Source organism: Streptomyces sp. NPDC001381 (assembly GCF_042895685.1).
In the GTDB taxonomy this organism is placed as follows: Bacteria; Actinomycetota; Actinomycetes; order Streptomycetales; family Streptomycetaceae; genus Streptomyces.
The window spans coordinates 31,734-45,552 of sequence record NZ_JBIAWO010000009.1 but is presented as its reverse complement, the minus strand read 5'-3'; the positions used below and the strand labels follow the sequence as shown (position 1 = coordinate 45,552).

Sequence of the window (13,819 nt, the reverse complement as noted above, 5' to 3'; positions counted from 1 at the left end):
GCTCCCGCCGCGGTACGTCTGGCGGAGGAGGTCATGGGGACCGTCTTCTCCTTCGACGTCCGCGGCGGGGATCCCGGCGCGGTGCGCTCGGCGCTCGACGAGGCGGTGGCCTCGCTGCACCGGGTGAACGAGGTGTTCAGCACCTACCGCGAGGAGAGCCAGGTCTCCCGGCTGGCCCGCGGTGAGCTGGCCCTCGCGGACTGCGACCCCGAGGTGGCCGAGGTGCTGGAGCTGGGCGCCGAGGCGGAGCGGGTGAGCGACGGCTGGTTCAGCATGCGCTACGAGGGCCGGCTCGACCCGACCGGGATCGTCAAGGGCTGGGCCGCCGAGCGGGCGGCTCGGCTGGTCGCCGCGGTGGCCGGGGTGAACGGCGTCAGCGTCAACGGCGGCGGGGACGTGCAGTTGCTGGGCGTTCCCGGGCCGGAGCGGCCGTGGCGGGTGGGGGTGTCCGACCCGCTGCGCCCCGGCGGGCTTGCGGCGGTGGTGTCGGCGGCGGGGGCGGACGAGCTGGCGGTGGCGACGTCCGGTACGGCGGAGCGGGGCGCGCACATCGTCGACCCGCGCACGGGCCGGTCCGCGGTGACCGACCTCGTCGCCGTGACGGTGGTGGCGCCCCGGCTGACGTGGGCGGACTGCTGGGCCACGGCCGCCTTCGCGATGGGGTCGCGGGAGGCGCTGGCGTGGCTGGAGGCGCTGCCGGACGTGGAGGCGCTGCTGATCACGGCGGGCGACGAGGTGCGGTGCACGGGGGGACTGGCCCGGCGTCTGGGCTGACCGGGGGTGGGTCGCGCGGCCCGGCGCCGACGGGGCGCCGCCTGCGCCCACCCGTGCCGCCCCAGGCGGCACGCATGCCCGCAGGTCGCGAACGGTGGCGGGGGACGTATGCCCGCGGCTCACGACCGATGGCCGGGCGCGTATGCCCGCAGCTCACGAACCGTAGCGGGGCGCATGCCCGCAGGTCGCGAGCGGTGCGGGGACGTATGCCCGCAGGTCGCGAACGGTGGCCGGGCGCGTGTGCCCGCGGCTCACGAACCGTGGCGGGGCGCATGCCCGCAGGTCGCGAGCGGTGCGGGGACGTATGCCCGCAGGTCGCGAGCGGTGGCCGGGCGCGTGTGCCCGCGGCTCACGAACCGTTGCGGGGCGCGAGCGGTGGCGGGGCGGCGCGCGTGACGCGGCACGCATGCCCGCGGCTGGTCGGCGGTGGCGGGGCGCGTATGCCCGTACCTCGCGAACGGTGGCGGGGCAGCGCGCGTGGTGCGGCGCGTATGCCCGCGGGTCACGGACCGTAGCCGGGCGTGTGGGCGCGGCTCGCGGGCGGTGGCGGGGCGGCGTGGGGGACTGCGGCTCCCCAGGGGCGCGGGGAACTGCGCGACCAGCCACGCACCGCCCGCAGTCGGCCGGCCCCGCGACCACCCCCTCAGTGGCCGTTCTGAGCCAGCCTCAGCAAGTGGTCGGCCAGGGCCTGACCCCCCGTCGGCTCGCGGCTGATCAGCAGCAGCGTGTCGTCACCGGCGATCGTCCCGAGGATGTCGTGCAGTTCCGCCTGGTCGATCGCCGAGGCGAGGAACTGCGCCGCCCCCGGCGGGGTGCGCAGCACCACGAGGTTGGCAGAGGCCTCCGCGGAGATCAGCAGCTCCTGCGACAGCCGCCGCATCCGCTCCTCCTTGGCCGACTCCCCCAGCGGCGCGCGAGGGGTGCGGAAACCCCCCTCGCTCGGCACCGCGTAGATCAGGTCGCCCTCGTTGTTGCGGATCTTCACCGCGTTCAGCTCGTCCAGGTCCCGCGACAGCGTCGCCTGCGTCACGCTCAGCCCGTCGTCGGCGAGCAGCTTCGCCAACTGGCTCTGCGAGCGCACGGGTTGCCGGTTGAGGATGTCCACGATCCGGCGGTGGCGGGCGGTGCGGGTCTGCGGCACGGCGGGCCCGTTGGCCCCCGGCTGCTCGTGGTCCTGCGCCTGGCTCATCGTCGTCTCATTCTCCGGATCCGTCCCCGTTCGCTGTGTCGAGGAGGCCGGGCAGCGCCCCGAGGAACGCCTCCACCGCGTCGTCACCGAGGTTCAGCGGCGGCATCAGCCGGACGACGTCGGGGGCGGGCGCGTTCACGAGGAATCCGGCCTCCTGAGCCGCCTGCTGCACCTGGGGCGCGAGCGGCTCGGAGAGCACGATACCCAGGAGCAGGCCCGCGCCCCGGACATAATCGATCAACGGGTGGCCCAGACCCTCGATTCCGCCGCGCAACCTCTCGCTCTGCTGCTTGACGTTCTCCAGCAATCCCTCGTTCTCGATGGTGTCGAGGACGGCGAGGCCGGCCGCGCAGGCGACCGGGTTGCCGCCGAAGGTCGTGCCGTGCTGGCCGGGCTGGAGCAGGTCCGCGGCCCGCCCGAAGGCGACGGTCGCGCCGAGCGGCAGCCCGCCGCCGAGCCCCTTGGCCAGCGTCACGACGTCCGGCAGGACGCCCTCGTGGGCCTGGTACTCGAACCACTGCCCGGTCCGCCCGATGCCGGTCTGCACCTCGTCGAGCACCAGCAGCGATCCCGTGGCGGCCGTGATCGCCCGAGCCGCCTTCAGATAGCCGGCCGGGGGCACGACCACGCCGTTCTCGCCCTGGATCGGCTCGATGATCACCAGGGCGGTGTCCTCGGTCACCGCGGCGGCCAGCGCCTGCGCGTCGCCGTACGGGACGTGCGTGACGTCGCCGGGCAGCGGCAGGAACGGGGCCTGCTTGCCGGGCTGGCCGGTGAGCGCGAGGGCGCCCATCGTCCGGCCGTGGAAGCCGCCGTGGGTGGCGACCATGTGCGGCCGCCCGGTGAGCCGGCCGATCTTGAAGGCGCCCTCGTTGGCCTCGGCGCCGGAGTTGCAGAAGAAGACCTTGCCGTCCCGGCCGAAGTGGCGCAGGAGCCGTTCGGCGAGGGCGACGGGCGGCTCGGCGACGAAGAGGTTGGAGACATGGCCGAGGGAGGCGATCTGCCGGCTGACCGCCTCGACGACCGCCGGGTGGGCGTGGCCGAGGGCGTTGACCGCGATGCCGCCGACGAAGTCGAGGTACTCCTTGCCGTCGGCGTCCCACAGCCGGGCGCCCTCGCCGCGCACCAGCGGGATCCTCGGGGTGCCGTAGTTGTTCATGAGCGCGCCCTGCCACCGCCGGGTCAGCTGCTCGTTGGCGGAGTTCGCGGTCATTCGGCATCCCCCTGCTGCTCGTCGGCCACGACCATCGTGCCGATGCCCTCGTCGGTGAAGATCTCCAGCAGGATCGAGTGCTGGACCCGCCCGTCGATGACCCGGGCCGTGGTGACGCCGTTGCGCACGGCGTGCAGACAGCCCTCCATCTTCGGGACCATGCCGGAGCTCAACTCCGGCAGCAGCTTCTCCAGTTGGGAAGCGGTGAGCCGGCTGATCACCTCGTCGGAGTGGGGCCAGTCCTCGTAGAGGCCCTCGACGTCCGTGAGGACCATGAGGGTTTCGGCGTCCAGTGCCGCAGCGAGTGCCGCAGCCGCCGTATCAGCATTGACGTTGTAGACATGTCCGTCGTCCTGGGAGCGGGCGATCGAGGAGACGACCGGGATGCGGCCGTCGGCGAGCAGGGCCTCGATCGCGCCCGTGTCGATCGCGGTGATCTCGCCCACCCGCCCGATGTCGACCAACTCCCCGTCGATCTCGGGCTGGTGCTTGGTGGCGGTGATGGTGTGCGCGTCCTCGCCGGTGAGGCCGACGGCGAGCGGGCCGTGCTGGTTGAGGAGCCCGACCAGCTCACGCTGGACCTGCCCGGCGAGCACCATCCGTACGACGTCCATGGCGTCCTCGGTGGTGACGCGCAGGCCCGCCTTGAACTCGCTGACGATGCCGTGCCGGTCGAGGGCGGCGCTGATCTGCGGGCCGCCGCCGTGCACGACGACGACGTTGAGGCCGGCGTGCCGCAGGAAGACGACGTCCTGGGCGAAGGCCGCCTTCAGCTCCTCGTTCACCATGGCGTTGCCGCCGAACTTGATGACGACGGTCTTGCCGTTGTGCCGGGTCAGCCAGGGCAGGGCCTCGATGAGGATCTGGGCCTTGGGGAGCGCGGTGTGCTTCCGCGTGGGTGCGTTGCTCATGAGGAGTAGGCGCTGTTCTCGTGGACGTAGTCCGCGGTCAGGTCGTTGGTCCAGATGGTGGCCGTCTGCGAGCCCGCGGCCAGGTCGGCGACGATGTGCACCTCGCGGTAGCGCATGTCGACCTGGTCGCGGTCCTCGCCGACGCCGCCGTTCTTGCACACCCAGACGCCGTTGATGGCGACGTTGAGCCGGTCGGGCTCGAAGGCGGCCCCGGTGGTGCCGATCGCGGAGAGGACACGGCCCCAGTTGGGGTCCTCGCCGTGGATCGCGCACTTGAGGAGGTTGTTGCGGGCGATGGAGCGGCCCACCTCGACGGCGTCCTCCTCGGTCGCGGCGTTGACCACCTCGACCTTGATGTCCTTGCTGGCGCCCTCGGCGTCGCGGATGAGCTGCTGGCCGAGGTCGTCGCAGACGGTCCGTACGGCCGCCGCGAACTCCTCGTACTCCGGGGTGACGCCGGAGGCGCCGGAGGCGAGCAGCAGCACCGTGTCGTTGGTGGACATGCAGCCGTCGGAGTCGACCCGGTCGAAGGTGACCTTGGTGGCGGCGCGCAGCGCCCTGTCCAGGGTCGTGCTGTCGAGGTCGGCGTCGGTGGTGAGGACGACCAGCATGGTGGCCAGGCCGGGGGCGAGCATGCCCGCGCCCTTGGCCATCCCGCCGACGGTCCAGCCGTCCCTGGTCACGACGGACGTCTTGTGGACGGTGTCGGTCGTCTTGATGGCGATGGCGGCCTTCTCGCCGCCGTGCTCGGAGAGCTGGGCGGCCGCGGCCTCGACCCCGGGGAGGAGCTTGTCCATCGGGAGCAGCACCCCGATGAGGCCGGTGGAGCAGACGGCGACGTCGCCGGCGCCCACGCCGAGCACATCGGCGACCTTCTCGGCGGTCGCGTGCGTGTCCTGGAAGCCCTTCGGGCCGGTGCAGGCGTTGGCGCCACCGGAGTTGAGGACGACCGCGGTCAGCGCGCCGCTCTTGAGGACCTGCTCGGACCACAGGACCGGCGCGGCCTTGACGCGGTTGGAGGTGAAGACGCCCGCGGCGGACAGACGGGGCCCGTTGTTGACCACGAGGGCCAGGTCCGGGTTGCCGTTCTCCTTGATCCCGGCGGCGATGCCCGCCGCCGTGAATCCCTTGGCTGCCGTGACACTCACGGTGCGACTCCGATCGTGGAAAGTCCCAGCCCCTCGGGGAAACCGAGGGCGATGTTCATGCTCTGGACGGCACCGCCCGCGGTGCCCTTGGCCAGGTTGTCGATGGCGCTGATCGCGATGATCCGGCCCGCGGCCGCGTCGTACGCGACCTGCACCTGAACGGCGTTGGAACCGTACACGGACGCCGTTGCGGGCCACTGGCCCTCGGGGAGGAGGTGGACGAAGGGCTCGTCGGCGAGGGCCTTCTCGTAGGCGGCGCGGACGGACTCGGCGGTGACGCCCGCCCGGGCCTTCGCGCTGCACGTGGCGAGGATCCCGCGGGACATCGGCGCGAGGGTGGGCGTGAAGGAGACGGAGACCCGCTCCCCCGCCGCGGCGCTGAGGTTCTGGATCATCTCGGGCGTGTGCCGGTGGCCGCCGCCGACGCCGTACGGCGACATCGAGCCCATGACCTCGGAGCCCAGCAGGTGCGCCTTGGGCGCCTTGCCCGCGCCGGAGGTGCCGGAGGCGGCGACGATCACGGCCTCGTTCTCGGCGAGCCCGGCGGCGTACGCGGGGAACAGCGCCAGTGAGGCGGCCGTGGGGTAGCAGCCGGGGACCGCGATGCGCTTGGACCCCTCCAGCGCGGCGCGGCCGCCCGGCAGTTCGGGGAGGCCGTAGGGCCAGGTCCCGGCGTGCGCGGAGCCGTAGAACCGCTCCCAGTCGGCCGCGTCCTTCAAGCGGAAGTCGGCGCCCATGTCGACGACGAGGACATCCGGGCCGAGCTGCTCGGCGACGGCGGCGGACTGTCCGTGCGGGAGGGCCAGGAAGACGATGTCGTGTCCCGACAGGACCTCGGCGGTGGTGTGGTCGAGGACGCGGTCGGCCAGCGGCAGCAGGTGCGGCTGGAGCGCGCCCAGCTTCTGACCCGCGTTGGAATTGCCGGTCAGGGCGCCGATCTCGACCTCGGGGTGCGCGAGGAGCAGGCGCAGCAACTCGCCGCCCGCGTACCCGCTCGCTCCGGCCACTGCCGCACGTACCGCCATGGACTCCTCCTCTAGACGGCATGACTATACGTTTCGCTGCACGTTTATGCAATCCATCCATGCACCGCTCCACGGGTGCCAGAATCGGCGGGCCGATGATCATGCCTACGACAAGAGGGGGAACACCGTGATCGCCATGACGCCGATAACCGGCCTCGACCTCACCGGCTTCACCGAACGTGAGCCGGGGGTGTGGACCGATGAGGCGGGGCTCGTCCTGTCGGTCCACTTCTTCCCGCTGGTGCCGGACCTGCCGGCCCCGCTGGACGAGCCGGAGCGGCTGCGGGCCGGGCTCGCCCACGGCACGGCCGGAGCGGGCGGTGGGCTGATCGAGGCGGTGCCCGGTGCCGTGGACGGCGTCCCGGCCGTCCGCCAGCTGGTGAAGATGCCGCTGGGCAGCCGGCCCGGGCAGGCGTTCCTCGGCACCTGGACGGTGCCGAGGGAAGGGTGCAGCACCGTGGTGAAGGTGCAGGCCGCCGAAGGCGCGACGACCGGGATGCGGGAGGCGATGATCATGGCCCAGGTGGGGCCGGCCGACTATTTCCGGCCGCACCCGTACGTGGGGGACCAGATCGGCGGTCTGCCGTACCACGTGGGTGACGAGGAGCGGTGGGACGCGCGGTTCCCCGGCCATCCGCTCACGCTCGTCCGCGCGGCGCTGGGGCGGATCACGCCGACGGTGACCTTCGACGAACGCTTCAAGGCGCTGCCCCCGTTCGGCGGGCCGGCCCCGCAGTCGCCGCCTCCGCCGCCCCCGGCGCCGCCGGCCAGGCGGGGCTGGTTCCGGCGCAAGGACGCCTGACGGGCGTGGGCGTCGGCCGCCCACGCCCGTCGGCACCCGCTACCTCTGCCTGATCCTCAGGAAGGTGATCGAGTTCGCCGGGAAGGTGTACGTGAACCTGTCGGCGACCCCGGTGAAGGTGGACGTCACCGGGGCGACCGCGGTCTCCGTCTCCTTGTTGACCGCGTCCGGCGCGGCGGCCAGCGTGGTGACGCGGGCCTTGGACGCGACCTTGGCGCCGCCCAGATCGATCGCCGTGCGGGCGTCGGCGGACTGGGCGTTGACGACCTTGACGATCAGGTCGCCGGTCTTCCTGTCCTTGGTGACGACCTGGCGGAACGGCTCGGCCGGCCTGTCGTCGGTGAAGCCGCCCCACTCCTGGCCGTCCAGATAGAGCGTGACCTGGCGGCCCCGCACCTTGATGTCGACGTCGTAGGCCCGGCCCGTCTCGATGGTCCCGGCCTTGGAGATCAGTGTGGACTTGCCGCCGTCCACGGCCTGCTCGACGGCGGTGGTGGTGTTGTTCCAGCCGCCCAGGTTCCACCAGTAGTAGTTGCCGGTGTCCTTGACGCCGAAGGCGACCAGGAAGCCCTCCTTGCCGGACTTCTTGGTGGCCTTCACGTGCAGGTCGTAGTCGTGCCAGCGCACGTCACCGGCCGAGATCATGGTGTTCTCGGCGGCGACGTCGGTCTGCACGTACTGCCCGTCCTGGAGGGACCAGCTGCCGCCCCCGGTGTGCGTCCACTGCGAGGCGTCGCCCGAGAAGTCGTCCGTCAGGAGCGTCACGCCGTCCGCGTCCGTCACCTTCACGTCGTCGTACGCCGCCGTCGTCGCCCAGGTCGACAGGCCCACGGCGCCGGTGACGGGGCCCTGGAGGGACGGGGTCCCGGTGGCCGTCGAGGGCACCACGCGGTCGCCGACGTTGGTCATGAACAGTTTCTGGACCTCGTAGTTGGCCGAGTTCCAGGAGGCGTGGTTGTTGAACCACACCAGGTCCGGGCTCCACTGGACGTAGTCCTCGTTGGCGAACAGCGGGGCGTAGGAGGCGAGCTTGACGACGTCCGCGTTGCGTTCCAGGCCGGTCATGAAGGCGGCCTCGGCGAGGCCGTTCTTGAAGGCGTTGCCCCAGGAGGCGTACTCGCCGAGGAAGACCTTCGGGCCGCCGCGGTCGTAGGAGTCGTAGCGGTCGTTGTTCTGCAGGAACCACTGGGGGCTGTTGTAGTAGTGCTCGTCGACCATGTCGACGCCGGCGTCCCGGTTGAGCCGCCAGGCCGTGTCGAAGGTGGAACCCGAGTCGTCCGGGCCCGAGTTGGAGATCACCGTCATGTACGGGTACTTCGCCTCGATCGCGGCGCGGAACCGCTGGAAGCGGGCGAAGAACTCCTCGGGGAGGTTCTCCTCGTTGCCGACCTCGACGTGGGTGAGGTGGAAGGGCTCGGGGTGGCCCATCTGCGCGCGCTTCCTGCCCCAGGTGGAGGTGACCGGGCCGTTGGCGAACTCGATGAGGTCGAGGGTGTCCTGGATGTGCCGCTGGAGCAGCGCGTCGTCGACGACGGCCCTGTTCTGGCCGCAGCCGGTCACCAGGGCCGGGACGACGGGCAGCGGCATCGCGCCGATGTCCTCGGCGAAACGGAAGTACTCGTAGTAGCCGAGCCCGTAACTCTGGTTGTAGCCCCAGAAGTTGGAGTTGGTGGCGCGCTCCTCGACCGGGCCGACGGTGTCCTTCCACTGGTAGGAGCGGGCCCGCTGCCAGCCGGAGGCCTCGCTGTAGTCCTGCATGGAGCCGGTGTTGACCAGGCAGCCGCCGGGGAAGCGCACGAAGCCCGGGTGCAGGGCGGCGATCTTCTCGGCGAGGTCCTTGCGCAGGCCGTTGGGCTCGTGCTTGTAGGTGTCCCGGGGGAACAGGGACACCATGTCGAGGGCGGTCGCGGCGGACGAGGCGACGGCCAGCCGGCCCGCGCTGCTGGTGCGGGTGGCGGTGAAGGAGGTCTGGTACTTCGCCCAGCCGCCGGCGGCCACGGCCACCTGGCGGGCGGTGGCGAGCGCGCCGTCGGCGTCCCGGAGGGAGACCGTCAGGGTGGTGCCGCTCCCGGCGCGGGCCCACACCGAGAAGTCGTACATCCGGCCCTCCTCGACCCGGACACCGGTGTTGTAGCCGGTGTTGGTGACGGACGAGCCGGCGCCCAGCGAGAGGTAGGCGCGGTTGCGGTCGTTCAGACGGCCCTCGTCGTCCACGACGTTCGCCGTGCCGGACACCGTCCAGGAGGTCAGCGGGGTGTACGCCTTGTTGTCGACGGTGGAGTACTCGAAGGACCGGTTCTGCACGAGCTCGGCGTACAGACCGCCGTCGGCTGCCCGGTTGATGTCCTCGAAGAAGACGCCGTACATCGTGTCGTCGATCCTCGGGCCCTTGGCGGCGGGGTCGACGGTGATGGCGTAGTCGGTGGCCTCGGCGGCCCCGGCGGGGGCGGGGACGAGACCGGCGGCCAGCAGGAAAGCGCTTGCTCCGAGGCCGAGTCTCAGACGGTTGCGGGTGGTGCGTGGCATGGACACTCCGCGGCTCTTGGGGTCGTGTGCAGTTGTCACAGCTCGTGCGACGTGTTCGAAATACGGAACAGTGGTCAACACGTCGAACGGCAAGATAGGGACGGGGCATGAGCGCGTCAATGGGGCGGGCGCGTATCGTCGGGGGCGTGGATGCTCTGGTGCCCTCGCCGACGGAAGGACCGGCCATGCCGGGCGGGTGGTGGCCGGTGGAGGACGTGCTCACCCATCTCGCCGGGCGCTGGCGCGTGGAGCGCACGGTGCGGGACCTGGCCGGAGGGGGCGAGGGACACTTCCGCGGCACCACGCTGTTCAGCCCGCTGGACGGCGGGGGTCTGCTGCATCAGGAGTCCGGGACCTTCACCTGGCAGGGCGTCTCCCGCCCCGCCGAGCGCACCCTGCGTTTCCTGCCGGGCCGGGCGCCCGGGACGGCGGACGTCCGCTTCGCCGACGGCCGCCCCTTCCACGACCTGGACCTCACCGAGGGCCGGCACACGGCCGGCCACCCCTGCTCCGCCGACCTCTACCGAGGCGAGTTCACCGTCCGGGACGCGGACCACTGGCGCACGGTGTGGCGCGTGGGCGGCCCCGCCAAGGACCTGCTGCTGACCACCGACTACACGCGCGTGGGCTGAGTCGGCGCTCCCTCGAGCCGGAGGTTCCAGCGCCCGCCGCGGCCGGTGACGGTGGTCGTCGACAGCGGCCGGACATCGATGTTCCAGTACGTCGACGGCGGCGCCTTCAGCGCGTACACGAGGGCCGCGCGGATCACGCTGGGCTCGGCCACGGCGACGATCCGGTCGCCGTCCGCGATCGGCCGGGTGTCGAGCCAGCCGCCCACCCGGGAGATGAACTCCAGCAGCGACTCGCCGCCGTGCGGAGTGGCCCGCGGGTCGGCCAGCCAGGCGTCCACGGCCTCCGGCTCCCGCGCCATCGCCTCACCGAGGGTGAAGCCGCGCCAGCGGCCCATGTCGCAGTCCCGCAGGGCGAGCTGCACGAGCGGGGCGTATCCGAGCGCGTCCCCGGTGGCACGGCTGCGCGGGGTGGGCGAGCAGTAGCGCAGCTCGGCGGCCGCGAGCGGCACGAGGTCCGCGGCCACGCGCTGCACCTCGTCCCAGCCGGCCTGGTCCAGCGGCCGGTCGTCCTCGAAGCGCTCCGCGAGCAGCGGTGAGCTGCGCGCGGCGGCGACGAACGTGACCCGAAGTGGCATGCGGTGATGGTGAGCCGCACAAGTGCGCAGGTCAAGAGGCGGTGGGCGGCCGACCGGAAGAAAACTTACCGACGGGTCAGGACCGGCCAGGACAACTCACTCCAAAACGAGCGTGCCGCTCACGTCGCGCCGAGCTTCTCGAAGATCAGGGCCATCCACCGGTCCGGCTTCTCCAGTGCCTCGAAGCCGGCCTTCGCGTACACGCCGTGCGCGTCGTGCGTGGCGAGCAGGATCCTGCGCAGCCCGTGGGGCAGCAGATGCTCGCGTACGGCCACGACCAGCGCCGTCCCGAGGCCCTTCCCGCGCACCGCGGGGTCCACGTACACGTCGCACAGCCAGGCGAAGGTCGCGAGGTCCGTCACCACGCGCGCGTAGGCGACCTGCTCCCCCGAGGCGGAGTCGTACACCCCGAAGTTGAGCGACCCGGCGACGGCCTGCTCCTGCTTGTCCCGTGCGCGCCCGATCGCCCAGTACGCGTCGGTGGACAGCCAGCGGTGCACGCGCTCGATGTCGAGGCGGCCGGCGTCGGTGGAGATCTCGTAGCCCTCGGCGAGGATCGTGCTGTCGCTCATGGCCCGGATCCTCACAGCAGGGCGCGGATCATGTCGAACGATTTCCCGGCAGCACCTCGTCGCAGGCCACCCGCAGCCGGCGCAGCCCTTCCGCGATCTCCTCGGTCCCCGCCACGGCGGCGAAGCTCAGCCGGACATGGGCGGCCGGGGGTTCGGCGCTGAAGTAGGGGCGGCCGGGGGTGAGCGCGACGCCGGCCCGCAGGGCGGCGGCCGTGAAGGCGGCCTCTCCCCCGGAGCCGAAGGCCCGGGAGGTGCCCTCGATGCCGTCGGGCAGCCGCACCCACAGGTGGTAGCCGCCGGACGGGACGTGCGGGAGGGCGAGTTCGGGCAGGCGCAGCCGCAGCGCGGAGGTCATCGCGTCCCTCCGGGCCCTCAGCTCGGCCGCCACGGACCGCAGATGGCGCGGCCAGGCGGGCGAGCCGACGAGTTCCAGGGCCGCCTCCTGCAGCGGGCGGGGCACGAAGAAGGTGTCGACGACCTGGATGGCGCGCAGCCGTTCCAGCACGGGCCCGCGGGCGGCCAGGGCACTGACCCGGAAGCTGGGCGAGGTCGCCTTGGTGAGCGAGCCGACGTGGACGACGACCCCGTCGGGGTCGTCGGCGACGAGGGGACGCGGCAGCGGCCCGGAGTCCTCGTGCGCGAGCCGCCGGACGAAGTCGTCCTCCACGACGAAGGCGCCCGCCTCCCGCGCGATGCGCAGCACCTCACCGCGCCGGCCGGGGGCGAGGACGGCGCCGGTCGGGTTCTGGAACAGCGGCTGGCAGACGAACACACGGGCGCCGGTGGCCCGGAAGGCGTCGGCGAGCAGTTCCGGCTTCACGCCGTCGGGGTCGACCGGGACCGGTACCGGGCGCAGACCGGCCGAGCGGGCGATCGCGAGCATGCCGGGGTACGTCGGTGACTCGACCAGCACCGGCGCGCCGGGCGGGGCGAGGGCGCGCAGGGCGGTGGTCAGCGCCGCCTGGCCGCCCGCGCTGATCAGCACCTCGGCCGCGGTCACGGCGCCGCCGATGGTGCGCGCGAACCACTCGCGCAGTTCCGGCAGTCCCTCCATCGGCGGCCGGCCCCATGCTCCGGGCCGCCGCCCCGCCCGGGCCAGGGCCGCGGACATCGCGCGCTCGGGTTGCAGCGAGGGGTGCAGATAGCCGCCGTTGAACTCGATCACGCCGGGCGGCGGGGCGGCCAGCGAGACCGTGACGCCGGAGGCGTCCACCGAACGCGGGACGAGGTCGGCGGCGCCGTCCGCACTGAGGGCGACCTCCTGCCAGGAGGTGTCCCCCGCCGCCGGGACCGCGGGGCGCGGCCGGGCCCGGAACGCGCCCGCGCCGGGCCGGGTGACCACCAGCCCCTCGGCGGCCAGGTGGGCCAGCGCCCGCGAGACGGTCACCGGGCTCACCCGGAACCGTTCGACCAGCGCCCGGCTCGACGGGAGCTTTCCACCGGGAGAGTAGCGGTCCAGCTCCCGTCGCAGTTGATCCGTCAGTTCAGCCACACTGCTACGCTCGTGCATGAGGACACAGAGTAGCGCTATCGCCCCGGCGCCGATAGCAGTCAGCACCCCGCCACCCCAGGGCCTCGGCACCCTCCAGGCCGCCCTCGGGGTCGTCGCCTTCTCGCTCACCTTCCCCGCCACCGCCTGGGGTCTGGAGGGCTTCGGCCCCTGGTCGCTGGTCGCCGTGCGCAGCGTGCTGGCCGCGCTGATCGCGGGCGGGGCGCTGCTCGCCCTGCGGGTTCCGGTGCCCGTCCGGCGGCACTGGGCGGGCCTCGCGGTCGTGGCCGCCGGGGTGGTGGTGGGCTTCCCCCTCCTGACGACCCTGGCGCTGCGGACGTCGACCACCGCGCACGCCGCCGTCGTGGTGGGTCTGCTGCCGCTGACCACCGCGCTGCTGTCCGCCCTGCGCGTCGGCACCCGCCCCTCGCGCACCTTCTGGACGGCGGCGCTGGCGGGGGCCGCGGCGGTGGTGGCGTTCACCGTGCAGCAGAGCGGCGGGGCCCTGACCACCGCCGATCTCTACCTGTTCGCGGCGCTGCTGGTGTGCGCGGCCGGCTACACCGAGGGCGGCCGGCTGGCCCGGGTCATGCCGGGCTGGCAGGTGATCGGCTGGGCGCTGGTGCTCTGCCTGCCGATCGGCGTGCCCGCCGCCGCCCTCGCCGTCACCTACGAACCCGTCCACCTGACCGCGCACAGCGTGGCCGGGCTGCTGTGGGTCGCGGCGGGCTCGCAGTTCCTCGGCCTGGTCGTCTGGTACCGGGGGATGGCCGCCATCGGCATCCCCAAGGCCAGCCAGTTGCAGTTGGCCCAGCCCCTGCTCACACTGGTGTGGTCGGTGCTGCTGCTGGGCGAGCACCTCACGCCCGCCGCTCCGCTGACGGCCACGGCCGTGCTGGTCTGCATCGCCGTCACGCAGCGGGCGCGCGGCTGAACACGGCTGAGATCGACAAGACGGACCAC

At 72.7% G+C, this 13,819-nt stretch carries 13 protein-coding genes; 4 read left to right on the top strand and 9 right to left on the bottom strand.

The genetic code is table 11. From position 1 onward, the window contains the following. Nucleotides 1-33: 33 nt before the first annotated feature. A complete protein-coding gene (locus ACFY2L_RS30865; protein ID WP_390824089.1) occupies nucleotides 34-774 on the top strand; it encodes an FAD:protein FMN transferase in 741 nt (246 codons plus the stop codon). A gap of 643 nt (nucleotides 775-1,417) precedes the next feature. Here ACFY2L_RS30865 and ACFY2L_RS30860 read toward each other — a convergent pair. Genes ACFY2L_RS30860 through argC form a run of 5 tightly spaced genes read right to left on the bottom strand, consistent with a single transcriptional unit; the run spans nucleotide 1,418 to nucleotide 6,260 of the window. Further along, nucleotides 1,418-1,963 (bottom strand): arginine repressor, encoded by a 546-nt coding sequence (locus tag ACFY2L_RS30860; RefSeq protein WP_390660841.1) that lies wholly within the window; start codon nucleotides 1,961-1,963, stop codon nucleotides 1,418-1,420. Nucleotides 1,964-1,970: 7 nt separating this feature from the next. Continuing rightward, nucleotides 1,971-3,176: an acetylornithine transaminase gene (locus tag ACFY2L_RS30855; protein WP_390824023.1), complete on the bottom strand. Its 1,206-nt coding sequence runs from the start codon at nucleotides 3,174-3,176 to the stop codon at nucleotides 1,971-1,973. Then, a complete protein-coding gene (gene argB / locus ACFY2L_RS30850) occupies nucleotides 3,173-4,087 on the bottom strand; it encodes an acetylglutamate kinase (RefSeq protein WP_390660839.1) in 915 nt (304 codons plus the stop codon). Before argB ends, ACFY2L_RS30855 begins: the two co-directional genes overlap by 4 nt. After that, nucleotides 4,084-5,235 (bottom strand): bifunctional glutamate N-acetyltransferase/amino-acid acetyltransferase ArgJ, encoded by a 1,152-nt coding sequence (argJ, locus tag ACFY2L_RS30845; protein ID WP_390660838.1) that lies wholly within the window; start codon nucleotides 5,233-5,235, stop codon nucleotides 4,084-4,086. The genes argB and argJ overlap by 4 nt, the downstream gene beginning before the upstream one ends. Then, nucleotides 5,232-6,260 (bottom strand): N-acetyl-gamma-glutamyl-phosphate reductase, encoded by a 1,029-nt coding sequence (argC, locus tag ACFY2L_RS30840; RefSeq protein WP_390824022.1) that lies wholly within the window; start codon nucleotides 6,258-6,260, stop codon nucleotides 5,232-5,234. The genes argJ and argC overlap by 4 nt, the downstream gene beginning before the upstream one ends. Before the next feature lie 136 nt (nucleotides 6,261-6,396). On the opposite strand from argC, the gene ACFY2L_RS30835 reads away from it, so the two are divergent. Continuing rightward, nucleotides 6,397-7,062: a hypothetical protein gene (locus ACFY2L_RS30835; protein ID WP_390824021.1), complete on the top strand. Its 666-nt coding sequence runs from the start codon at nucleotides 6,397-6,399 to the stop codon at nucleotides 7,060-7,062. Nucleotides 7,063-7,101: 39 nt separating this feature from the next. Here the strand turns inward: ACFY2L_RS30835 and ACFY2L_RS30830 are convergent, their stop codons facing one another. After that, nucleotides 7,102-9,588, bottom strand: a complete 2,487-nt coding sequence (locus ACFY2L_RS30830; protein ID WP_390824020.1) for an alpha-L-arabinofuranosidase C-terminal domain-containing protein — start codon at nucleotides 9,586-9,588, stop codon at nucleotides 7,102-7,104. 185 nt (nucleotides 9,589-9,773) lie between these two features. Here ACFY2L_RS30830 and ACFY2L_RS30825 point away from each other — a divergent pair, with 185 nt between their 5' ends. Further along, on the top strand, nucleotides 9,774-10,220 hold the full coding sequence (locus ACFY2L_RS30825) for a DUF6314 family protein (protein WP_390824088.1): 447 nt from the start codon (nucleotides 9,774-9,776) through the stop codon (nucleotides 10,218-10,220). Here the strand turns inward: ACFY2L_RS30825 and ACFY2L_RS30820 are convergent. From ACFY2L_RS30820 to ACFY2L_RS30810, 3 genes are all read right to left on the bottom strand, one after another. Then, a complete protein-coding gene (locus ACFY2L_RS30820; RefSeq protein ID WP_390660834.1) occupies nucleotides 10,202-10,795 on the bottom strand; it encodes a histidine phosphatase family protein in 594 nt (197 codons plus the stop codon). The genes ACFY2L_RS30825 and ACFY2L_RS30820 overlap by 19 nt on opposite strands. A gap of 119 nt (nucleotides 10,796-10,914) precedes the next feature. After that, complete coding sequence (locus ACFY2L_RS30815) at nucleotides 10,915-11,367, bottom strand: GNAT family N-acetyltransferase (protein WP_390824019.1); 453 nt, start codon at nucleotides 11,365-11,367, stop codon at nucleotides 10,915-10,917. 28 nt (nucleotides 11,368-11,395) lie between these two features. Further along, on the bottom strand, nucleotides 11,396-12,877 hold the full coding sequence (locus ACFY2L_RS30810; protein WP_390824018.1) for a PLP-dependent aminotransferase family protein: 1,482 nt from the start codon (nucleotides 12,875-12,877) through the stop codon (nucleotides 11,396-11,398). On the opposite strand from ACFY2L_RS30810, the gene ACFY2L_RS30805 reads away from it, so the two are divergent. After that, nucleotides 12,876-13,790: a DMT family transporter gene (locus ACFY2L_RS30805; RefSeq protein ID WP_390824017.1), complete on the top strand. Its 915-nt coding sequence runs from the start codon at nucleotides 12,876-12,878 to the stop codon at nucleotides 13,788-13,790. The two genes, ACFY2L_RS30810 and ACFY2L_RS30805, sit on opposite strands and share 2 nt — an antisense overlap. The last annotated feature ends 29 nt before the right edge of the window (nucleotides 13,791-13,819 follow it).

What these genes read in the sequence shown, in the direction of transcription:
- argC (WP_390824022.1), bottom strand. Translation starts at nt 6,260, where the DNA reads ATGGCGGTACGTGCGGCAGTGGCCGGAGCGAGCGGGTACGCGGGCGGC.
- ACFY2L_RS30830 (WP_390824020.1), bottom strand. Translation starts at nt 9,588, where the DNA reads ATGCCACGCACCACCCGCAACCGTCTGAGACTCGGCCTCGGAGCAAGC.
- ACFY2L_RS30805 (WP_390824017.1), top strand. Translation starts at nt 12,876, where the DNA reads ATGAGGACACAGAGTAGCGCTATCGCCCCGGCGCCGATAGCAGTCAGC.
- ACFY2L_RS30820 (WP_390660834.1), bottom strand. Translation starts at nt 10,795, where the DNA reads ATGCCACTTCGGGTCACGTTCGTCGCCGCCGCGCGCAGCTCACCGCTG.
- ACFY2L_RS30865 (WP_390824089.1), top strand. Translation starts at nt 34, where the DNA reads ATGGGGACCGTCTTCTCCTTCGACGTCCGCGGCGGGGATCCCGGCGCG.
- ACFY2L_RS30825 (WP_390824088.1), top strand. Translation starts at nt 9,774, where the DNA reads ATGCCGGGCGGGTGGTGGCCGGTGGAGGACGTGCTCACCCATCTCGCC.
- ACFY2L_RS30860 (WP_390660841.1), bottom strand. Translation starts at nt 1,963, where the DNA reads ATGAGCCAGGCGCAGGACCACGAGCAGCCGGGGGCCAACGGGCCCGCC.
- ACFY2L_RS30810 (WP_390824018.1), bottom strand. Translation starts at nt 12,877, where the DNA reads ATGCACGAGCGTAGCAGTGTGGCTGAACTGACGGATCAACTGCGACGG.
- ACFY2L_RS30815 (WP_390824019.1), bottom strand. Translation starts at nt 11,367, where the DNA reads ATGAGCGACAGCACGATCCTCGCCGAGGGCTACGAGATCTCCACCGAC.
- ACFY2L_RS30855 (WP_390824023.1), bottom strand. Translation starts at nt 3,176, where the DNA reads ATGACCGCGAACTCCGCCAACGAGCAGCTGACCCGGCGGTGGCAGGGC.
- argB (WP_390660839.1), bottom strand. Translation starts at nt 4,087, where the DNA reads ATGAGCAACGCACCCACGCGGAAGCACACCGCGCTCCCCAAGGCCCAG.
- ACFY2L_RS30835 (WP_390824021.1), top strand. Translation starts at nt 6,397, where the DNA reads ATGACGCCGATAACCGGCCTCGACCTCACCGGCTTCACCGAACGTGAG.